Origin of the sequence: Aeromonas veronii (genome assembly GCF_040215105.1) — a bacterium.
GTDB classification, from domain to species: domain Bacteria; phylum Pseudomonadota; class Gammaproteobacteria; order Enterobacterales; family Aeromonadaceae; genus Aeromonas; species Aeromonas veronii_G.
Map to the genome: position 1 here is coordinate 4,500,789 of NZ_CP157875.1, position 21,712 is coordinate 4,522,500.

Here is a 21,712-nt window from a genome sequence, read left to right on the forward strand (position 1 = left end):
GATCGGATTTTCACACCGTCGCGGCAGCATCTGACCAATGAGTGCGATATGCTGTCGGGCTCACGAACCACCCGACCTCCATCGAGGCCTTCTCCATGAAATACCTGGTAGTACAAACCAAACAGATAGGGGACGTGCTGATCTCCACCGCCCTGTGCAACAACCTCAAGCAGCATGATCCCGCTGGGGAAGTGCACTATCTGGTGATGGATTACTGCGCGGGCATGGCAGAGGGCAACCCGAATATCGACAGGTTGATCGTCATCGAGAAGAAGCGCCGCAACGAATGGCGCTATATGAAAGACGTGTTGCTTGATATTCGACGCGAGCGCTACGACGTGGTGGTGAACAGCCAGGGCCAGATGATTGGCCTGCTGACCTGCCTGCTGTCCGGGGCCCGATTGCGCATCGGCTTTGACTCCTTCCCCTGGCGACTCGGCCACAATCGCATAGTGCGGTTTCGCAAAGACACAGAACATCAGGGCAACAGTACCCTGGTTGACGACAGATTCTCACTGCTAAAACCCCTCGGACTAGCACAAGAGGATCGCAACTACTATCTCTGGCTGAGTGATGCGGAGAAGCAACAGGGACGCGAGAGCCTGCAGGCGGCCGGGGTGGATCTGAGCAAGCCCCTCATCGCCATGGGCGTCAACTCCCTCGGTCACTACAAGCGCTGGCCCATCGATTGTTTTGCGGCGGTGGCGCGCTGGCTCATCGAGGAGCACGACGCCCAGATCCTGATCTACTGCGGCCCGGGGGAAGAAGAGTACAACCGGGGCCTCAAGCCACTGCTACCAGAAACGCTGCAAGCCAGCGTGTTTGACCATATCCAGACCCGCTCGGTACGGGAGCTGGTCGGCCTCTTCGCCCACTGCCAGCTGTTCGTCGGCAACGACACCGGCCCGCGGCACATGGCCCAAGCCATCGGCCTGCCGCTGCTGACCATAGTGGCCCCGGGTGGCGACAAGATCATCGCCAACCCGGTGAACCACCCCCGCTATCAGGCCATCGATATCTTCGATGCCAAGGGGGCAGATTATCAGTTGCCGACTCAGGAGAAGGACGCCTTCGATGAGGCCCTGTTCCGCTCAATTACGCCAGAATTGGTCATTCAGCGGCTCGCGGCTCTGCTGGTTCAGTCACAGACAGCAGACTAGACAGCGCCTCGCAGACGGCCCTGTCATCGACATTGTTCATGTCGGCATTCAGACCAGGGGAATCGCTGAACAGGATCCGGACCCGCGGCGTGCTGGTCGGCAGCCACTGGTTGAACGTTTCGCCGTGGCGTGGATAGATGGCTACCAGCGGCTTTTGCAGTCCGACAGCGATATGCACTATGGCGGTATCCACTGACAGCACAGCCTTCGCTTTCTGCACGCAATAGATAGCATCATCTATCGTCAATACGCCTTCCACCAGCATCACATTGCTAGTTGAACAGGCGTTGACCATGGCTCTCGCCACGGTATCCGTCGCCGGGGATGACAGTACACCGAAGCGGTGATCCGCGAATTCCCTTCCCAACGTCTGCAGCAAGCTGACCACCTTGTCGTGGGAGAAGGACTTGTACTGGGTGCTGCCAAAGGGATTGATGAGGATGAGCCCCTCACAGGGCGAGGTCACATTGCCCTTCCCCGCCACCGGGATGATGTACTGCTGATCCACCTCTTTAGCCCCCAGCAGAGAGAGCAGATAGCGGTATTTATCCTGGAACAGCAGACCGGCCGTCGCCTTGGACAGCTTGATATTCACACGCCCGATGCTGTCATCGAGCGAGGCAACGTGGGTGGGAGAGAGCCGGTGAAGGAGATAGAGATCCTTCATCTTCATCCCCTCGGTGAGGTGTATCACCAGATCGACATGGGGAATGGCTGCGGCCATCTTCTTGATGGCACCATAGCCGGGCCGCTTGTTGATCTCGATGACCTCATCGACACCAAAGCAATCCCGATACAGGCTGGCCAGGGCTGGGGTCGTGATAACCGTTACTTTCTTGTTACCCGGCAGCTTTTTTATCTCCCGGAAGAAAAAGGAGGAGATGAAGGAGTCCCCCAGCTTGGCATCCCAGCGCACCACCAATATATGGTGGATCTCCCCCTGGATACCGGACGGCATCTTCTTGTCAAACAAGAAGATGCCCAAGGCCCTACGCACCCGATCACGCAGCAGTTGAAGGTAGCCTATCACCATCACGCCCCTTCACCACCCACATGGGGGCCGTAATTGCGGTCATCAATAGTGGTATCGAACAGGCCGACATCCATGCAGCAGGGCTCAATCCCCGAAGCCGTCAGGCCGTTGAGCTGCAATCTTCCCGTCAGATAATCAGACGGCATCCGGATGGGGTAGGCTTTGCTCAACAGCTTCTTGGCGCCAGACAAGGTCAATATATATCCTGCCGTCGATATGATTCCGCGCTTGGAGTTGCGGCTCGGTGAGATATAGCTGGCAAGGCGATATCCTTCCGGCATTTTCTTCATCCATGGCCAAGATTTCACCTTGCCATGGTGCAAGAAAATAATATCAGACTGGCTGGCGGATATTGCTTTTGACAGGATTGACTTGAAGTTGCTGTGCAGATAGATATCGTCTTCCAGCACGACACAGCGCTCAATATTCCTGGCGACCATCATCTCGTAGATACGGATATGGCTCATGGCGCAGCCAACTTCCCCCAGACTCAGGTCGTGACCGCAAAACTGCTTGGCCATGGGGAAATCCACTTTTTTCAATTCATCTTCTGACAATGACTTTCCGTCTACGGCATCAAAAAATGCGAAGTCGATAGCCCGACCACCCAAGTGCTGATCGATAAAATGGCGGCGATCATGGCTTCTAAGAAGGCTGATGACAAAGACTGGGATCATGACTGATTCTCTTTAATAGTGAATTCTGTCGCACACCAAGCAAAAATAAGACTCAGTGAATATAGATAGAGTACATTTTGATGTTCAAACGGGACATCGCTGAATGCGCAAATAGAAATAGACAGTGGGATCATCATATAGAGAGATCCCCAGCCAGTTTTCTCTACCAGCAGCTTCATCGGGTAGAAGATGAAAATCAGCAAACCAAATATTCCGATAAGCCCCCTAACCACCAGATTCTGCATATATTGACTATGTGCATGTACTAACGCCGGATCCATTACCAAGGGGGATACCAAGCCCTGTGCAACTTGCTGCTCTTTGACCGCAGTAAAGCCATCAGTACCGACACCGATGATCGGTGAGTTCAAGAAACCTAGCCACGCACTCTCCCATGCAACGACTCGCAGTCCCCATGAGGAGTAATAAGTCCCACCTTCTATCCCTCTTATATCCGAGGCAGCATCGGCGACTCTATCCTGCACAATTGTATTGGTTTGATATATCCCACCCATCGAGGCTGCCAGCAAGAGAGCAATAATGGTATATTTAACAGGCTTATGAAAGCCCTTGTATATGACATGTATAATAATCACGCCCCCCAACGCCAGCCACACCCCCCGACTCTGAGAGAAATAAAGTGCAACAATAGAGGACATCATGGAAAACAGGGCAATGTATTTTATTATATCATTTTCTTTTGACTGACTGAAAGCACACCAATTTAATATGGCAAGAATCAGTGCGGCCTGAGAGAAAAGTATGGCGTTGGTAAACCCTTCGACTCTTATCAGCCCAGATTTGAACTGCCAGACACTCAATAAACCTAATCCAATTCCCCCAGCGACAATCGCGACCCAACCCAGAGAGAGTATTATTTTATTCTTGGGCATCATCAGAGAGAATATTGACACGTAGAACAGGCCTCGCATAATGCCATATTGATCACCATGCACAACCCTGTTAAGCAAGATTATCGCCGCATAAAACATAAATGCCCATAGCAGACGACGATCGATAAAGAAGACATCCCTGTTGCCTCCCACGAAATAATTCAGCAGACCAAACACTCCTGATACCACCAGCAGATTGGATAGAATGCTTTGACCAGATGGAACCAGGAAAAGTCCGCAGAAGGCAAACATGATGGTCAGTGCGTAAACAGTGGTCGTTGCTCTATCGAGCAGTTCGCGAGGCTTAATCAACATCAAATCTTATTTCCTGAACACATAGTTGCCACGGATCTTGCGCCACAGCCCGAACACATCGGTACGGGGGAAGATGGCGATTCGGCGGATCTGGAGCGGATCCTGATGCATGGCTTTGGGGCCGCTGTTGGTGGCCACAGCATAGTGATAACCCGCAGCCGTTACCTGCGCTTTCGCACTGTCATTCAGATCCCCGTAAGGGTAGGCAAACGTGATGAGTGAATGACCGAGCAACTGCTCCAGTCTCTGTTTGTTGGCCTGGATCTCGTGCGCCTGCTGTTCGGGAGTAAGCTGGCTCAGACGAGGATGGGTCAGGGTGTGCCCCCCTATCTCGATATGTTCAGATGCCCCCAACATTCGAATTTCGTCGCTATTCATCAGGGATACCGGCCTGTCCGGGTGGGTCGGATGCTCCACGTCCCAGCGATTGTGATCTTCACCCGTCACTATGTACACCACGGCTTTGTAAGCATATTTTTCAAGCAGTGGCAGCATGCGGGTCAGGTTGTCCCGATAACCGTCGTCGACGGTGATCATCAGATATTTCTTGCCGTATTGCAGACGGTGGATAAATCCCTTGTCTGCAAAGTCCCTGAAGGTCAGGGTCTCGTAGCCGAGCCACTTCATCAGTTTGAGGTGCTTTTCGAACATGGTGATGGGCAGCCAGGTGCCATGCACCCCCTTCTCGCTCTCATGTTCGATGAAACGATGATACATGATGACCGGCACCTCACGGCGCAAGGTCTCCACCACGGCATCCTGATAGATGGACTCAAGCCCCGTCACCACGCCCTGCAGGTCATATTCCTGATGGATACGCTGGCGAATGGGATCGGGCACTCTGGTACAGGTCAGGGCCGAGACAATCTGAGCTCTCAGTGCGGCAAAATCGATCGCCAGATCCTTCGGACCGATGTCGCCGAAGTTGCTGGCCAGCGCCTCGTCCAGGTTGAATTCATCCACCAGCCCGATGGCCTTGGCCTCACCGATGGCAAAGGCAGGACGGCCACAGAGCAAGGCCTCCATCGCCACCCGACCAGCCCCGATCACCAGATCGCAACCTGCCAACAAGGTAGGGACATCGTCCACATAGCCGACGAATTCGACCTTGTCCTTGAAACGGGCAAAGCGCTCCGGCACCTGAGTGCCACTGACGACCCGCACCAGGCAGGCATCCAAGTCCAGCACCTCATCCAGCAAGCGATAGCAGAGCTCGCCCTTGGGACCGCTCAGCCGTCCTATGATGGCGATCACCGGTTTGGGATTGTTGGGGGCAGAGACAGGCTGGAACTTGTCGGTTTCAATGCCGTTACGCAGCACCTGTACCTTGGCGGGATCCACGCCCAGGTTGTCGATGATCTGATGGGCGATGTCCTCGCATACCGCTACCGCCCGGTAGCCCAGCGCATGGAATGCCTTGCGCGATGCATGCACCGGCTGGCGGCCGTGAACCGTGGTGATCATCGGCGTGCCGGTCAGCTTGCAGGCCACGTAGCTGCTCCAGCCGGAGGCTCGGGAGTGGGCATGCACCAGCTGGATGTGATGCTTCTTGATGAGATAGATGAGGTAAAACACATGCCAGAAGCGGCGCAAGATGCTGCGCTTGTTGAAGCGCAGCTTGAAAACAGGCCCCTGGGTCGGCTTGGTCAGGGTGTCAGAAACGTAGAAGACGTTGTGGCCACGGCGGGTCAACTCGTTGCCCACCGTGGTGGCATAAACCTCGGCGCCCGTCACTTCAAGCTGGGAGAGTGCCATCAATATATTCATAGTTATTCGGCTCACGACTAAGGCTGCTCATCCACTCTGCCACAAAACCACACTTCTTTGGTAACGGTGGCCGAACAGGTACAAGCAACGGAGGATTAGGAATCTAGCAAGCGCTCGACATCCATCATGCTTCGTCTGAAGCTAAAAATATCGGATCTCTGCCTGGATAGACTGGCGTAGCGGTCGCGGACCTCCTCATCCTCCAACAGGGTCCTTATCCCCTCGGCCAGGGCATCAACGTCATTGACGGGGACCAGGTAGCCAAATTCACCATCATGCAGAGCCTCTTTCGGCCCGGTACAATCCGTCGAGACAATCGCCTTGCCCAGTGTCATGGCTTCAACCAGAACAACCGGGTAGCCCTCATAGCGAGAGGACATCACGAAGAGATCGCAGCCAGCTATATATGGATAAGGATTGTCCTGAAAACCCAGCAAGCTGGTGTGATCGCCCAATTGGTGCTTCTGGATGTATTTTTCCAATCCCTCTCTATCCGAGCCCTCACCAAGAATGGTGAGATGATAATTCAGCCCTGCTGCAATATTCCGATGATGGGCTATCAGCAACAGATCAAAGGCCTTCTGTGAGTTCAGCAGTCGTCCAATCGCCAGCACATTCAAGCCATCACCGACCTTGATGCACTCCTGACCTTTGAACTCGATGTGGTTGATATCAACCGGATTATAAATAACCGAAATATTGCTCTCGAGGGCAGGATGAAGATTCAGTACGGATTGCTTGACACCTTCCGACACGCAGACGACCTCATCCATCCGCTCATACACCACCTTTTCAATCTCTCTCGGCAAGGTGTGGTGCCGTTCAAGGTCGATATGAACCCAGGCTATTTTTTTCTGAGGGCCGTTGAGATAGGAGAGCAGCAAACTGGCATCTCCTTCTAGAAATGAGACACCCACATCGTAATAGTCGGGAAGCAGCATATTGGCCAGCCATGGCTTGGCCAGGATCAGGGAATACCAGCGCTTCTTCATGGAATAGATGATTCCACGACGCAGGAAGCCCGTCGGCTCAGGCCCCAGTAAATATTTCACCTTGATGTGATTCGGCAATGAGGACAGGTAAACCCCTTCATATTTCAACAACAGCAAGGTTATTTCATATTTGGCTTCATCGAGATGATTGAGTATGTTGACCAGTACTTTTTCGGCCCCTCCGCCCTCCAGGGTTTTCATCACGAACAGCACTTTTTTCTTCATACTTGAAATCACATAATTTAAGGCGTGAACAAAGAATACAAGGGCTACCCGATATAGGGGTAGCCCTTGTCACTGAAAAAATTACATCAAGCCCTGTTTAGCCAGGCCATGTAATCGGCCACGCCTTCGGCCACTGTCTTGAACTCGCCATCATAGCCGACACCGCGCAAGCGGGTGAGGTCGGCCTGGGTGAAGCTCTGGTAGCGACCCTTCAGGTGATCCGGGAAGGGGATATATTCGATGGCGCCTTGCTGGTGATGCTTGATCACCGCTTCCGCCACGTTCTGGAAAGGTTCGGCGCGGCCGGTGCCGCAGTTGAAGATGCCGGAGTGCTGCGGGTTCTGCCAGAACCACAGGTTCACCTTGCAGACGTCGTCCACGTAGATGAAATCGCGCATCTGACCGCCATCCGGGAAGCCGTCACAACCTTCGAACAGCTTGGGGTTCTCACCCTGTTTCACCTGGGTATTGAGGTGGAAGGCGACGGAAGCCATGGAACCCTTGTGCTGTTCACGCGGGCCGTAGACGTTGAAGTACTTGAGGCCGACGACCTGGGAGTCTATCTCCGGCATCAGGCGACGCACGTACTGATCGAACAACTGCTTGGAGTAGCCGTAGACGTTGAGGGGCTGCTCGAACTTGGGATCTTCGATGAAGTTGTCGTTGCGCCCGCCGTAAGTCGCGGCGGAGGAAGCGTAAATGAAGGGGATCTCACGCTCGATGCAGTAGTGGAACAGATCCTTGGAGTACTCGTAGTTGACCTCCATGATGAACTTGCCGTTCCACTCTGTGGTGGCGGAGCAGGCTCCTTCGTGGAAGATCACCTCGATGCCGCCATCCCACTCCTCGAACTCGTCGCCGGAGACAATCCGCGCCTGGAACTCATCCTTGTCCATGTAATCGGCAATGGTGAGGTCGACCAGGTTGACGAACTTGGTGCCATCGGTCAGATCGTCGATGACCACCACATCGGTGCGTCCCATGGCATTGAGTTGCTTGACCAGATTGCTGCCGATAAAGCCAGCACCGCCAGTTACTACGATCATGGAGTTTGCCTCGCATACGTTGATGGCCACGTGTGACTGCCTGTTAAAGCTGTGTATAGTGAGCCAATTTGAAATTGCCGAAAAGTTTATCACGGGCCGCAAGGGGATTCGACCTCGATGACTTTCCCCGGCAGGGGCCCGGCAGAGGGATCAGCGATGAAGACCAGAGACAGGATCATTCACAGCGCCACCGAGCTGTTCAACGATCAGGGTGAACGCAACATCACCACCAACCACATTGCCGCCCATCTCGGCATCAGCCCGGGCAATCTGTATTACCACTTTCGCAATAAAGAAGACATCATCCACTCCATCTTCGATCAATATGCCCGCCACCTGAGCGAGAGCTTTACTCCGGCTCGCAGCCACGAGATCAAGCTGGAAGACCTGATGGGCTACCTGGACGCCATCTTCTACCTGATGTGGCAGTTCCGCTTCTTCTACGCAAACCTGCCGGACATTCTGAGTCGCGACGCCCCCCTGCAGCAGAAGTATCTCAAGGCCCAGGAGCAGCTCAGGGCCGCCGTGGAGGCCCTGCTTCGCAGCCTGCGTGATGGCGGCATCATTACCGTCAGCGACGATGACCTGCCAGATCTTGGCCAGACCATCAAGATGGTGGTGACCTGCTGGATCCCCTTCCAGATAGCCCAGGCCCCCGCCACCCGCATCACCAAGCCCTTGTTGTATCAAGGGGTCTTGCGCGTACTCTTCCTGCTGCGCCCCTATGTGCAGCCCCAGGTGTCGGATCAGATCCGCCAGCTGGAACAACACTACCACCAGCTGGCCCAACCAGCTGGGTGAGATCTGTTTCACAATTGTTGAATATCAGCACAATAATTTGAATTGACGAGCAGAGGTTGCAGTAAAATCTCGCCCACTCCAGGGTCTGCTGGCGTTTCATCATGAAGGCGGCAACGGCCAGATGGCCGGCACAGGCAGACCCGGAACGACACAGCTAACACAGCGAATGAGGACCGAGGATGTCTAACGGATTCTATCGTCACCTGACCGAGCAGCTCGAACAGGTCAAAGCGGAAGGCCTGTACAAGCAGGAGCGCGTCATCACCTCGGCCCAGCAGGCCCGGATTGCGGTGGGCGGCGAGCAGGTATTGAACTTCTGCGCCAACAACTACCTGGGACTGGCCAACCACCCCGAGCTTATCTCCGCCGCCCATCAGGGGCTGGACAGCCACGGCTTCGGCATGGCCTCGGTGCGCTTCATCTGCGGTACCCAGGATCAGCACAAGGTGCTGGAGCAGAAGCTGTCTGACTTCCTCGGCACCGAGGACAGCATCCTCTACTCCTCTTGCTTCGACGCCAACGGCGGGTTGTTCGAGACCCTGTTCGGTGCCGAAGACGCCATCATCTCCGATGCACTCAACCACGCCTCCATCATCGACGGCGTGCGTCTGTGCAAGGCCAAGCGCTACCGCTATGCCAACAACGACATGGCCGAGCTGGAAGCCCAGCTCAAGCAGGCCAACGCCGATGGCGCCCGCTTCAAGCTGATCGCCACCGACGGCGTCTTCTCCATGGACGGCGTCATCGCCGATCTGAAATCCATCTGCGATCTGGCGGACAAGTACGACGCCCTGGTCATGGTGGATGACTCCCACGCCGTCGGCTTCATCGGCGAAAACGGTCGCGGCACCCACGAATACTGCGACGTGCTGGATCGGGTCGACATCATTACCGGCACCCTGGGCAAGGCCCTCGGTGGCGCCTCCGGCGGCTATACCTCCGGCAAGAAAGAGGTGATCGACTGGCTGCGTCAGCGCTCCCGCCCCTATCTGTTCTCCAACTCCCTGGCTCCCTCCATCGTTGCCGCCACCATCAAGGTGATCGACATGCTGGCCGAGGGCCACGCCCTGCGCGCCCGGTTGAAAGAGAACAGCGATTACTTCCGCACCCGCATGAGCGCCGCCGGCTTCACCCTGGCCGGTGCCGATCACGCCATCATCCCGGTCATGCTGGGGGATGCCAAACTGGCCGCCGAGATGGCGAGCTGCATGCTGGCCGCCGGCATCTACGTGGTGGGCTTCTCCTTCCCCGTGGTGCCAAAGGGTCAGGCGCGCATCCGCACCCAGATGTCCGCCGCCCACACCCGCGAGCAGCTGGACAAGGCCATCGATGCCTTCATCCGCATCGGCCGCGAACTGGGCGTGATCTGAGCCCATGGCTGATTGATTAAAACGGGGGCCAAGGTTGGGCCCCATTTTATTACCCTCTGTCTTCGGCCAAGTGCCCTGAGGAACCCTGTCATGAAAGCACTCTCCAAACTGAAGAAAGAAGTCGGCATCTGGATGACGGATGTCCCGGCCCCGGAACTCGGCCACAACGATCTGCTGATCAAGATCCGCAAGACCGCCATCTGTGGCACCGACATCCACATCTACAACTGGGACGAGTGGTCCCAGAAGACCATCCCGGTCCCCATGGTGGTGGGTCACGAATATGTAGGCGAAGTCGTCGCCGTCGGTCAGGAAGTACGTGGCTTCGCGGTCGGCGATCGCGTCTCCGGCGAGGGTCACATCACCTGCAGCCACTGCCGCAACTGCCGTGCCGGTCGTACCCACCTGTGCCGCAACACCATAGGCGTCGGCGTCAATCGTCCCGGCTCCTTTGCCGAGTACCTGGTGATCCCGGCCTTCAACGCCTTCAAGCTGCCGGACAACGTGCCCGATGAGCTGGCCGCCATCTTCGATCCCTTCGGCAACGCCGTGCACACGGCGCTCTCCTTCGATCTGGTAGGGGAAGACGTGCTCATCACCGGCGCCGGTCCCATCGGCATCATGGCCGCGGCCGTCTGCCGTCACGTGGGTGCCCGCCACGTGGTGATCACCGACGTCAACGAATACCGGCTGGAGCTGGCCCGCAAGATGGGCGCGACCCGCGCCGTCAACGTGGCCAAGGAGCAGCTCTCCGATGTCATGGCCGAGCTCGGCATGACCGAAGGCTTCGACGTGGGGCTGGAGATGTCCGGCGTGCCCAGCGCCTTCCAGGACATGATCGACAAGATGAACCACGGCGGCAAAATCGCCATGCTCGGCATCCCCCCCGCCACTATGGCCATCGACTGGGGCAAGGTGATCTTCAAGGGGCTCTTCATCAAGGGCATCTATGGCCGCGAGATGTTCGAGACCTGGTACAAAATGGCCAGCCTCATCCAGTCCGGCCTGGATCTCTCCCCCATCATCACCCACAACTTCCACATCGATGATTTCCAGAAAGGCTTCGATGCCATGCGCTCGGGTCAGTCCGGCAAGGTGATCCTGAACTGGGATTGATGTGAAGACCTTACCCCCAGAGACCCGGCAAGCGCCGGGTTTCTTTTTGCCTGCGCTCCGTCGATCCCCTCGTTCGCTGTCGAAACTTTCTTCACAGATTGCTTAACACTTCACACACAAGCGTTTAAATGGCTGTAACTATTCGGTTATAATCCCGTCGTTTTCTAGGGATAATAAGAACCAGCTGGGAGTGGATGAGCGTGTTGAGAAAACTGAGCTATTTATGGGCTGTCGGTGTCACGGCCATCAGCCTGTCCGGCGCCACGTTTGCCGCCGATGAGATGTCGCCAGAGGCCATCGCCGAGCGCATCGCCCCTGTCGGTCAGGTCTATACCGCCAAGGATCTGGAAGGGATAGCCACGGCAGCCGCCCCCGCGGCCGCTGCCTCCTCTGGCCCCCGTGACGGGGAAACCGTGTTCAAGGGTGCCTGCTTCGCCTGCCATGATACCGGCGCTGCCGGTGCCCCCAAGCGGGGTGACAAGGCCGCCTGGGAGCCTCGCATCGCCCAGGGGTTTGACACCCTGCGCAAGCACGCCATCGAGGGCTTCACCGGCAAGACCGGCATGATGCCACCTCGGGGTACCTGCGCCGCCTGTAGCGATGAAGAGCTCGAGAATGCCATCCACTACATGATCGATAAGCTCTAAGTAATTGAAAGGGCTCCTATTGTAGCCCTTTCAATCTGTCTACTTCCGGCTACCCTTGAAGGTACGTTCAATCGGGAGTGTTGCATGTCCGTTCAGCCAGCCGTACCGCACGATGCCACGCCCTTGCTGGCGACCGTCTCTTCCATCATGGATTTCCCCGCCCCCGGCGCCGCCTCTGCACAGGATTATGGCCGCCTGGTGCAGCAGCTCGACCAACTCTGCCCCCTGCAGCACTTTGCCATGCTGGGCCTGGCCGACGGCGGCGTGCACTGGCTGTATGAAGAGCGGCTCCCCCAGACGTTCAAGCAGTGGCTGGGACGGGAAGAGCCCCGTCTCACGGAGCAACTGACCCAGCTCGACGAACAGCAGGGCTGGTGCGTGCAACCCGTGGAACACGTCGAGGTACAGTGGTTGCTGGCCCGCTCGACCCCGGAGCAGATGCCTACCCTGCGCCTGCTGCTGGAGTGTCTGGCCAAGCGGCTGCACGAAACCCAGACGGGTACCCAGCTAGCCGGGCAGGCCTCCCCCCTCATGCAGCGGGATCCCCACTGGCAGCAGAAGATAGAGAAAATAAGTCGCATCATGCGGCTGGCCCACAGCCTGCCCCAACACGCTCTGCTCTCCCAGCTTGAAGCCGTGCTGCGCCAGATGCTGGCCGTCCAGGACATGCTGCTCGTTCATCAGGGCAGCCAACGGCTGGAGACGCTCTACCCGGCACAACTTGCCCACCCGGCTGACTTCATCCGGGGCCTGTGCCACAGCACCAACGGCGTCGAGCGCTGCGAGCAGGGCATGTACTGGTACAGCTTGCCCCTGCGTCAGCAACAGCAATATTTCGCGCACCTCATCATCAACACCCCTCATCCCCTGGAAGCCGACGACCGGCTGTTCCTCGACTTTCTGCGCCATCAGCTGACCCTGCTGCTGGAACTGAAACGCGTCAGGCATCAGCTGGATGAACTCAACTCCGAGGAGTCCATCAACCGACGGCTGCAGCAGTTGCGCCAGACCAACCTGAGGTTGCAGAAGCAGCTCAAGCAGCATCAGGATCTGGAGCGTCGGCTGCAGTTCAACGCGCTGCACGACCCCCTGACCATGCTGCCAAACCGGGCCCTGCTGATGAATCATCTCCATCACGCCATGACCCGTTTTCACCGCTACCGGACGGCCGGCTTCACCCTGATCTTCCTCGATGTGGATCACTTCAAGCAGATCAACGATGCCCTCGGCCACAGCGCAGGGGATCAACTGCTGCAGGAGATCGGCAAACGCCTGCAGAGCTGCATCCGGCAAAACGACATGGTGGCGCGGCTCGGGGGAGATGAGTTCGTCATCTACCTGGACAACAGCCAGGAAGAGGAGGATGTCAGCCCGGTACTCAACCGCCTGATCGGCCGCATCGCCCATCCGTTCCGGCTGCAGGGCAACGAGCTCAGCATCACCGTCAGTCTGGGGGTGGCCAGCGTCTCCGAGCAGATCAACGATGTCAGCGAGCTGTTGCATCAGGCGGATCTCGCCATGTATCAGGCCAAGCGCAACGGCCGCAGCCGCATCGTCAACTACTCGGAGGCGTGCAAGGAGAGTGCGGGGTCACCGGAGGAGCGGCTCGCCAAAGCCTTGCGGGAAGGCAGGATAGTGCCCTATTTCCAGCCGGTGATCCGGCTCGAAGACAGCTGCCTGACGGCGCTGGAGGTGATGGCCCGCTGGATCACGGAGGAGGGGGAATTGAAAGACGCCTTCGACTTCATTCCGCTGGCGGAGCAGTGCGGCCTCATCCAGGAGCTGGACAGACAGATCCTCAGCCGCACCAGCCAGCAGCTCAAGCGCTGGTTGCCGGTGTCCGGCCCCGGTCGCTTCAAGGTCGCCCTCAACCTGTCAGGCAAGCATCTGGCCAGCCGGGAGCATATCCTGCAGCTGGTCAACATCATGGAGGAAGAGGGGGTCATGCCGGGCTACTTCATCTTCGAGTTCAACGAACGAGAGCTGTCGCGCCAGAGTGCCGACTCCCTCACCGCCCTGCATGAACTCAGGGCCAAGGGGATCCAGATCAGCCTGGATGACTTCGGCACCGGCTTCTCCTCCCTCAATGCCCTGTTCCACTTCCCGGTGGACTACATCAAGGTGGATGACAGCTTCACCCATCGCATGCTCAATTCCCCCAAGGATCTGGCGCTGATCCGGGCCATGCGGGACATCTGCCAGGATCTTGGCTTCACCCTGGTGGTCGAGGGCATCGAGAGTCCCCAGCAGTTGCAGAAACTGATCGATCTCGGCTGCGCCATGGGACAGGGCCGCCACATCTCGCCCCCTCTGCCGGGGGCCGACATCACCCCCCTGCTGGGTCAGGCGGGCATGGCTTGACGCAGGTTTCAACCATCGCGTTCAGCCCTTTTGGCACTCAATCCTTTTTAAACAGGGCCCGCAGGTTGGCAACCCCGACCTGCCCCTTCTGCTGGCGCTCCTCGGCGGTCACCTTCTTCTGGTTTTCCCACTCCAGGTCGTCCTGGGGTAATTCCAGCAGGAAGCGGCTCGGCTCGGGCCGCACCGACTCCCCGTACTGACGCCGCTCCTTGCAAAGGGTGAAGGTGAGCTCGGTCTGGGCGCGGGTGATGCCCACGTAGGCGAGGCGCCGCTCCTCCTCCACGTTATCTTCATCTATGCTGGTCTGGTGTGGCAGCAGACCCTCCTCCATCCCCACCATATAGACATAAGGAAACTCCAACCCCTTGGAGGCATGCAGCGTCATCAACTGCACCTGATCCGCGTCATCCTCCCCCTCGTTGCGCTCCATCATGTCCCGCAGGGTGAGTCGGGTCACCACCTGGGGCAGAGTCATGGGCTCGTCCAGCTCGTTCCCCTCCAGCATCTCGGTGATCCAGCGATAGAGGGTGGAGACGTTCTGCATCCGCATCTCCGCCGCCTTGGGGCTGGGTGAGGTCTCGTAGAGCCACTCCTCATAGTGGATCTCCTTGATCATGTCCCGCACCGCCTCCACCGCATTGCCGCGCTGGGCCTCGTCCCCGAGTCGCACCAGCCAGTTGGTGAAGGCCTGCAAGGCGACCAGACCGCGGCCTGACAAATGTTGCTCCAGCCCCAACTCAAAGCTGGCGGCAAACAGACTCTTGCCACGCTGGTTCGCGTACTGGCCGAGTTTCTCGAGGGTGGTAGGGCCTATCTCCCGACGCGGCAGGTTGACCACCCGCAAGAACGCCGTGTCCTCGTCCGGATTCACCAACAGCTTGAGGTAGGCCATGATGTCCTTGATCTCGGTGCGGGAGAAAAACGAGGTCCCCCCGGAGATGCGATAGGGGATGCGGTTGGTCATCAGCGCCTTCTCGAAGATGCGCGACTGGTGGTTGCCCCGATAGAGGATGGCGTAGTCCTTGAAGCGGGTGCGGTTCATGAACTTGTGGCCCATCAGCTCGGCGGCGATGCGCTCCGCCTCGTGCTCCTCGTTCTTGGCGAACAGCACCTTGACCGGCACCCCGTAGTCGAGTTCGGAGAAGAGTGCCTTGTCGAACACATGGGGGTTGTTGGCGATCAGGATGTTGGCGCACTTCAGGATACGCCCCTTGGAACGGTAGTTCTGCTCCAGCTTGATCAGCTTGAGGCTCGGGAAGTCCTCGTTCAGCAGCACCAGGTTCTGCGGCTTGGCGCCACGCCAGGAGTAGATGGACTGGTCGTCGTCCCCCACCACGGTGAAGCGGGCCCGCTCACCGACAATCTGCTTCACCAGCTCGTACTGGCTGGTGTTGGTATCCTGATACTCATCGACCAGCAGGTAGCGGATCTTGTTCTGCCAGCGGGTGCGCACCTCTTCGTTGTTCTTGAGCAACAGGGTCGGCATCACGATGAGATCGTCGAAATCCAACGCGTTGTAGGCCACCATCTGACGGTGATAGCGCTCGTAGAGCTGTGCCATCAGCACCTCTTCCGGCCCGCGGGCGATACGCATGGCGCGGGCAGGCAGGATGAGATCGTTCTTCCAGTTGGAGATCTGGGTGATGAGGGCGGAGAGTTTGTCCTTGTCGTTGTCGAGCTCGGCCTCGGTCAGCTCTTTCAGCAGCGCCAGCTGATCGGTGTCGTCGAACAGGGAGAAGTTCGCCTTGAGATTCAGGCTCTTGTGCTCGCGGCGGATGATATCCAGTCCCAGGGTGTGGAAGGTGGAGACCATGAGCCCTCGCGCCTCCTTGCGGCCCAGGGTCTGGCCCACCCGCTCCTTCATCTCCCGCGCCGCCTTGTTGGTGAAGGTGACCGCCGCAATGTTGCGGGCGTTATAACCACACTGCTGCACCAGGTAGGCAATCTTGTTGGTGATGACGCGGGTCTTGCCCGATCCGGCGCCCGCCAGCACCAGGCAAGGGCCGGAGACAAACTTGACCGCTTCGTTCTGATTGGGGTTGAGCTTCATGGGCCGGATCTCTTGGCTTATGATGAGGGGCGGCATTGTAACAGAGATCCCGCGGGCAGCCGAAACCACGCGCAGACCCCATCACTTCGCCTTGTGTTTGGCCACCATTTTCAGGATCATGACCGACTTTTCCAGCAGATGACGAGGGGAGCATGAACCAGCAACAACACGCCGGGCTGCGCAGCCAGTTTCCGGCCTTGGCGCAGAAGGTCAACGACCATCCCCTGATCTATCTGGACAACGCTGCCACTACCCAGAAACCGCAGCGGGTGCTGGACGCGATCGCGCGCTACTACAGCACCGACAACGCCAACGTGCACCGTGCCGCCCACGCCCTGAGCGGCCGTGCCACCCGCGCCTTCGAAGCTGCCCGCGAGACGGTCGCCCGCTTTATCAACGCTCCTCGCCCGCAGGAAGTGATCTGGACCCGGGGCACCACGGAGGCGATCAATCTGGTAGCCCAGAGCTGGGGCCTGAGCGAGCTGCAACCGGGGGATGAAATCATCCTCAGCACCCTGGAGCACCATGCCAATATCGTCCCCTGGCAGCTCGTCGCCCAGCGCACCGATGCCCTCATCCGGGTCATCCCCCTCGATGAGCGGGGCGATCTCGACATGGATGCCTACCAGAGCCTGCTGGGGCCGCGCACCCGACTGGTGAGCGTGGCTCATGTCTCCAATGCCCTCGGCACCGTCAACCCGGTCAAGGAGATAGTCACAGCCGCCAGGGCGGTGGGTGCCCTGACCCTGATCGACGGTGCCCAGGCGGTGGCCCACCTCGACGTGGATGTACAGGAGATTGGCTGTGACTTCTACGCCTTCTCCGGCCACAAACTCTATGGTCCCACCGGGATCGGCGTGCTCTGGGGTCGTACCGACCTGCTGGAGCGCATGCCCCCCTGGCAGGCCGGCGGCGAGATGATCGACAGGGTCAGTTTTGCAGGCACCAGCTTCAATATCCTGCCCTTCAAGTTCGAGGCGGGCACCCCTCATATCGCCGGTGCCATCGGCCTCGCCAGCGCCATCGACTTCATCGCGGATCTGGACAGAGCCGCACTGATCCGCCACGAAGCGGTCCTCACCGACTATCTGGTGATGGGACTGCAACAGGTTCCGGGCCTGCGCCTTGTCGGCGCGCCCAGGCAGCGCGCCGGCGCCGTCTCCTTCCTGCTGGACGAGATCCATCCTCAGGATGCCGCCACTCTGCTCGACATGCAGGGCATAGCGCTGCGGGTCGGCCATCACTGCGCCATGCCGCTGATGGAGAGCCTCGGGGTCGGCGGTACCCTGCGCGTATCGCTGGCCTGCTACAACGATCAGAACGACGTGGATACCCTGTTGGCCGCCCTGCACAAACTCTGTGACTTCTTCTAAGGCAGATCATCCAATGAACAGTCTCGCAACCTATACCCGGATAGGCGTTGAGCCCGACGCAAATAGCATCCGTCAGCAGTTTGCGGCAGCCAAGGGCTGGGAGAACCAGTACCGGCTCATCATCCAGCTCGGCAAGCTGCTACCTGCCCTGCCCATGGAGTGGCAGATCGAAGAGAACCGCCTGAAGGGGTGCGAGAGCCAGGCCTGGCTGAAAGGAGAACAGTGCGAGGATGGCTGCTGGCACTTCGCCTGTGACTCCGATGCCCGCATCGTGCGCGGGCTGATCGTCATCGTGCTGGCGGCGCTCAATCACCAAAGTGCTGAGACTATTCAGACGTTCGATATGGATAGCTACTTTGCCGAACTGGGGCTGGAGAAACACCTGAGCCCGTCGCGGGGCAACGGCCTCAGAGCCATAGTGCAGGGCATAGTGGCACTGGCTGATAGCTGATAGCTGATAGCTGATAGCTGGCTGATACCAAATACCACAATAAAGAGCACCACTAGAAATAAAGAGAGCGCCCTTGGGCGCTCTCTTTATTTCTGCGTTGTCTGCAAACCTACTCGACGGATTTCTCGGCTCGGGCGCCCCGTTCGGCGATCTTCTTCAACACCCGGGATGCAGCCACCAGGCCGAAAGTGGCCGTCACCGGCGTCACGGCGCCAAAGCCGGAGGCACAATCCATCTTCATGTTGCCATCGCTGGCTGCCTTGGCCTGACAAGTACCGCCATTGCCATCCGGGTAGCTCAACTGCTCGGTGGAGAAGACGCACTCCACCCCGAACTTGCGGGCCGGATTCTTGCTGAAGTTATGCAGACGGCGCAAGTCAGAGCGCACCTTGGCCGCCAGCGGATCCTGAATGGTCTTGGCGAGATCGGCGACGGTGATCCGGGTCGGGTCCATCTGCCCGCCAGCACCACCCGCCACGATCACGGGTATCTTGTTGCGCTTACAGAAGGCGATCAGCGCTACCTTGGCCTTGACCGAGTCGATGGCGTCCACCACATAGTCGAACTCTTTCTTGATATGTTCGGCCAGGTTGTCGGCAGTCACGAAGTCATCCACCTCGGTCACTTCGCAATCCGGGTTGATGGCACGGATACGCTCCGCCATCACCTCGGTCTTGAGACGACCAACAGTCCCCTGCATGGCGTGGATCTGGCGGTTGGTATTGGTGATGCAGATGTCATCCATATCGATCAGGGTGATCCGGTTGATACCGGCACGGGCCAGTGCCTCCGCCGCCCAGGAGCCCACACCGCCTATGCCCACCACGCAGACACTTGCCTGACTGAAAGAGCCAAGCGCGCGCTGGCCATAAAGACGGGCAATGCCCCCGAATCGCTGTAGATATTCTGCTTTCATACCACCACCTTGCTTGAGGGCGGCCATTATAGCGGCAACGGCGACCTACGACATCATCGGATAGGATAGGGTGGGTACGGGGAATGAAGGGTTAGGCTTACAAGGCAGATTCAGATAGCTGAAACGAAAAAAAGCCCAGTCATTAGACTGGGCTTCTTGTTAGTGGCGGAGCGGACGGGACTCGAACCCGCGACCCCCGGCGTGACAGGCCGGTATTCTAACCGACTGAACTACCGCTCCGCATTCGGTTAGCTTTCGCTAAATCTTTTGCCGCTTATCTGAGGTGTCATCCTCGCAGCCAATCGCGCAATGTGTGCACAACTGTTTAATTGGGTGCCTGGCAGTGTCCTACTCTCGCATGGCGAATGCCACACTACCATCGGCGCTACCGCGTTTCACTTCTGAGTTCGGCATGGGATCAGGTGGTTCCACGGCGCTATGGCCGCCAGGCAAATTCTTAATCTAGAAAGCTGACGTGAATAACGACTTAGCTACTGTGCTCTGTCGCTATCACTGAATTTGAGTAGTTCATGCACTTGCTACAAGGCCAGAAACACTTCTTGGGTGTTGTATGGTTAAGCCTCACGGGTAATTAGTATGGGTTAGCTCAACACGTCGCCGCGCTTACACACCCCACCTATCAACGTTGTGGTCTCCAACGGCCCTTTAGGACCCTCAAGGGGTCAGGGATGACTCATCTCAGGGCTCGCTTCCCGCTTAGATGCTTTCAGCGGTTATCGATTCCGAACTTAGCTACCGGGCAGTGCCACTGGCGTGACAACCCGAACACCAGAGGTTCGTTCACTCCGGTCCTCTCGTACTAGGAGCAACTCCCTTCAATCATCCAACGCCCACGGCAGATAGGGACCGAACTGTCTCACGACGTTCTGAACCCAGCTCGCGTACCACTTTAAATGGCGAACAGCCATACCCTTGGGACCGACTTCAGCCCCAGGATGTGATGAGCCGACATCGAGGTGCCAAACACCGCCGTCGATATGAACTCTTGGGCGGTATCAGCCTGTTATCCCCGGAGTACCTTTTATCCGTTGAGCGATGGCCCTTCCATTCAGAACCACCGGATCACTATGACCTACTTTCGTACCTGCTCGACCTGTCCGTCTCGCAGTTAAGCTGGCTTATGCCATTGCACTAACCTCCTGATGTCCGACCAGGATTAGCCAACCTTCGTGCTCCTCCGTTACTCTTTGGGAGGAGACCGCCCCAGTCAAACTACCCACCAGGCACTGTCCGCGAGCCCGATTCAGGGCCCTGCGTTAGAACATCAAACATACAAGGGTGGTATTTCAAGGACGGCTCCACGACAACTGGCGTCATCGCTTCAAAGCCTCCCACCTATCCTACACATGTAGGTTCAATGTTCAGTGCCAAGCTGTAGTAAAGGTTCACGGGGTCTTTCCGTCTAGCCGCGGGTACACCGCATCTTCACGGCGAATTCGATTTCACTGAGTCTCGGGTGGAGACAGCATGGCCATGGTTACACCATTCGTGCAGGTCGGAACTTACCCGACAAGGAATTTCGCTACCTTAGGACCGTTATAGTTACGGCCGCCGTTTACCGGGGCTTCGATCAAGAGCTTCGCTTGCGCTAACCCCATCAATTAACCTTCCGGCACCGGGCAGGTGTCACACCCTATACGTCCACTTTCGTGTTTGCAGAGTGCTGTGTTTTTGATAAACAGTCCCAGCCATCTGGTCACTGCGACTCCCGACAGCTCCATCCGCAAGGGACTTCACCATCAAGAGCGAACCTTCTCCCGAAGTTACGGTTCTATTTTGCCTAGTTCCTTCACCCGAGTTCTCTCAAGCGCCTTGGTATTCTCTACCCGACCACCTGTGTCGGTTTGGGGTACGATGACTTGTAATCTGAAGCTTAGAGGCTTTTCCTGGAAGCAGGGCATCAATGGCTTCCGCACCGTAGTGCGTTCGTCTCGTGTCTCAGTGTTGTGTCTCCGGATTTGCCTAGAAACACCACCTACGCACTTTCACCAGGACAACCGTCGCCTGGCCCACCTAGCCTTCTCCGTCCCCCCATCGCAATTACAAGTCGTGCAGGAATATTAACCTGCTTCCCATCGATTACGCCTTTCGGCCTCACCTTAGGGGTCGACTCACCCTGCCCCGATTAACGTTGGACAGGAACCCTTGGTCTTCCGGCGAGGAGGCTTTTCACCCCCTTTATCGTTACTTACGTCAGCATTCGCACTTCTGATATCTCCAGCATACCTCTCGATACACCTTCGCAGACTTACAGAACGCTCCCCTACCACTCACGCTTAGCGTGAATCCGCGGCTTCGGTGCCTGGTTTGAGCCCCGTTACATCTTCCGCGCAGGCCGACTCGACTAGTGAGCTATTACGCTTTCTTTAAATGATGGCTGCTTCTAAGCCAACATCCTAGCTGTCTGAGCCTTCCCACATCGTTTCCCACTTAACCAGAACTTTGGGACCTTAGCCGGCGGTCTGGGTTGTTTCCCTCTTCACGACGGACGTTAGCAC

Annotated in this window: 16 protein-coding genes, 1 tRNA gene and 2 rRNA genes (1 of these 19 running past the window's edge); 8 read left to right on the top strand and 11 right to left on the bottom strand. The window is 57.6% G+C overall.

Annotated elements, in window-relative coordinates; all coding sequences use genetic code 11:
- Nucleotides 1-95 precede the first annotated feature (95 nt).
- Nucleotides 96-1,160 (top strand): glycosyltransferase family 9 protein, encoded by a 1,065-nt coding sequence (locus ABNP46_RS20825; RefSeq protein WP_349920390.1) that lies wholly within the window; start codon nucleotides 96-98, stop codon nucleotides 1,158-1,160.
- Here the strand turns inward: ABNP46_RS20825 and ABNP46_RS20830 are convergent.
- From ABNP46_RS20830 to rfaD, 6 genes are all read right to left on the bottom strand, one after another.
- Nucleotides 1,111-2,190, bottom strand: coding sequence for a glycosyltransferase family 9 protein (locus ABNP46_RS20830; RefSeq protein ID WP_349920391.1), 1,080 nt, complete (start codon nucleotides 2,188-2,190; stop codon nucleotides 1,111-1,113). The two genes, ABNP46_RS20825 and ABNP46_RS20830, sit on opposite strands and share 50 nt — an antisense overlap.
- Nucleotides 2,191-2,192: 2 nt before the next feature.
- The gene (locus ABNP46_RS20835; protein WP_349920392.1) at nucleotides 2,193-2,870 is read right to left on the bottom strand and encodes a glycosyltransferase family 25 protein; all 678 of its coding nucleotides are present in this window, start codon (nucleotides 2,868-2,870) and stop codon (nucleotides 2,193-2,195) included.
- Nucleotides 2,867-4,078, bottom strand: a complete 1,212-nt coding sequence (locus ABNP46_RS20840; RefSeq protein ID WP_349920393.1) for an O-antigen ligase family protein — start codon at nucleotides 4,076-4,078, stop codon at nucleotides 2,867-2,869. Before ABNP46_RS20840 ends, ABNP46_RS20835 begins: the two co-directional genes overlap by 4 nt.
- A 6-nt stretch (nucleotides 4,079-4,084) precedes the next feature.
- On the bottom strand, nucleotides 4,085-5,845 hold the full coding sequence (locus tag ABNP46_RS20845) for a glycosyltransferase (protein ID WP_349920394.1): 1,761 nt from the start codon (nucleotides 5,843-5,845) through the stop codon (nucleotides 4,085-4,087).
- A 95-nt stretch (nucleotides 5,846-5,940) separates the two neighbouring features.
- A complete protein-coding gene (locus ABNP46_RS20850; protein ID WP_349920395.1) occupies nucleotides 5,941-7,062 on the bottom strand; it encodes a glycosyltransferase in 1,122 nt (373 codons plus the stop codon).
- An 86-nt stretch (nucleotides 7,063-7,148) separates the two neighbouring features.
- A complete protein-coding gene (gene rfaD / locus ABNP46_RS20855; RefSeq protein WP_349920396.1) occupies nucleotides 7,149-8,108 on the bottom strand; it encodes an ADP-glyceromanno-heptose 6-epimerase in 960 nt (319 codons plus the stop codon).
- A 156-nt stretch (nucleotides 8,109-8,264) separates the two neighbouring features.
- Between rfaD and ABNP46_RS20860 the strand changes: the two genes are divergently transcribed.
- From ABNP46_RS20860 to ABNP46_RS20880, 5 genes are all read left to right on the top strand, one after another.
- Nucleotides 8,265-8,909 (top strand): TetR/AcrR family transcriptional regulator, encoded by a 645-nt coding sequence (locus ABNP46_RS20860; RefSeq protein ID WP_349920397.1) that lies wholly within the window; start codon nucleotides 8,265-8,267, stop codon nucleotides 8,907-8,909.
- A 179-nt stretch (nucleotides 8,910-9,088) separates the two neighbouring features.
- A complete protein-coding gene (locus ABNP46_RS20865; protein WP_349920398.1) occupies nucleotides 9,089-10,279 on the top strand; it encodes a glycine C-acetyltransferase in 1,191 nt (396 codons plus the stop codon).
- A gap of 90 nt (nucleotides 10,280-10,369) precedes the next feature.
- Nucleotides 10,370-11,395, top strand: a complete 1,026-nt coding sequence (gene tdh / locus ABNP46_RS20870; protein WP_349920399.1) for an L-threonine 3-dehydrogenase — start codon at nucleotides 10,370-10,372, stop codon at nucleotides 11,393-11,395.
- A 194-nt stretch (nucleotides 11,396-11,589) separates the two neighbouring features.
- Entirely contained in the window at nucleotides 11,590-12,042 is a 453-nt protein-coding gene (locus ABNP46_RS20875) for a c-type cytochrome (protein WP_349920400.1), read from the top strand.
- An 84-nt stretch (nucleotides 12,043-12,126) separates the two neighbouring features.
- Entirely contained in the window at nucleotides 12,127-14,403 is a 2,277-nt protein-coding gene (locus ABNP46_RS20880; protein ID WP_349920401.1) for a putative bifunctional diguanylate cyclase/phosphodiesterase, read from the top strand.
- A 37-nt stretch (nucleotides 14,404-14,440) separates the two neighbouring features.
- Here ABNP46_RS20880 and rep read toward each other — a convergent pair whose 3' ends face one another.
- Complete coding sequence (gene rep, locus ABNP46_RS20885; protein WP_349920402.1) at nucleotides 14,441-16,453, bottom strand: DNA helicase Rep; 2,013 nt, start codon at nucleotides 16,451-16,453, stop codon at nucleotides 14,441-14,443.
- Nucleotides 16,454-16,605: 152 nt separating this feature from the next.
- Between rep and ABNP46_RS20890 the strand changes: the two genes are divergently transcribed.
- Together ABNP46_RS20890 and ABNP46_RS20895 are read left to right on the top strand one after the other, a co-directional pair.
- Entirely contained in the window at nucleotides 16,606-17,826 is a 1,221-nt protein-coding gene (locus tag ABNP46_RS20890) for an aminotransferase class V-fold PLP-dependent enzyme (RefSeq protein WP_349920403.1), read from the top strand.
- A 13-nt stretch (nucleotides 17,827-17,839) separates the two neighbouring features.
- Nucleotides 17,840-18,277: a SufE family protein gene (locus ABNP46_RS20895; protein ID WP_349920404.1), complete on the top strand. Its 438-nt coding sequence runs from the start codon at nucleotides 17,840-17,842 to the stop codon at nucleotides 18,275-18,277.
- Nucleotides 18,278-18,386: 109 nt separating this feature from the next.
- On the opposite strand, the gene tcdA is transcribed toward ABNP46_RS20895, so the two are convergent.
- The 4 genes from tcdA to ABNP46_RS20915 all read right to left on the bottom strand — a co-directional run.
- Nucleotides 18,387-19,193 carry a tRNA cyclic N6-threonylcarbamoyladenosine(37) synthase TcdA gene (tcdA, locus tag ABNP46_RS20900; protein ID WP_349920405.1) on the bottom strand — a complete coding sequence of 269 codons (807 nt, stop codon included), beginning with the start codon at nucleotides 19,191-19,193 and terminating at the stop codon, nucleotides 18,387-18,389.
- 163 nt (nucleotides 19,194-19,356) lie between these two features.
- Nucleotides 19,357-19,433: transfer RNA gene (locus ABNP46_RS20905), tRNA-Asp, on the bottom strand.
- A 95-nt stretch (nucleotides 19,434-19,528) separates the two neighbouring features.
- Nucleotides 19,529-19,643 (bottom strand): 5S ribosomal RNA (rrf, locus tag ABNP46_RS20910).
- A gap of 121 nt (nucleotides 19,644-19,764) precedes the next feature.
- Nucleotides 19,765-21,712 (bottom strand): 23S ribosomal RNA (locus tag ABNP46_RS20915) (it continues 941 nt past the right edge of the window).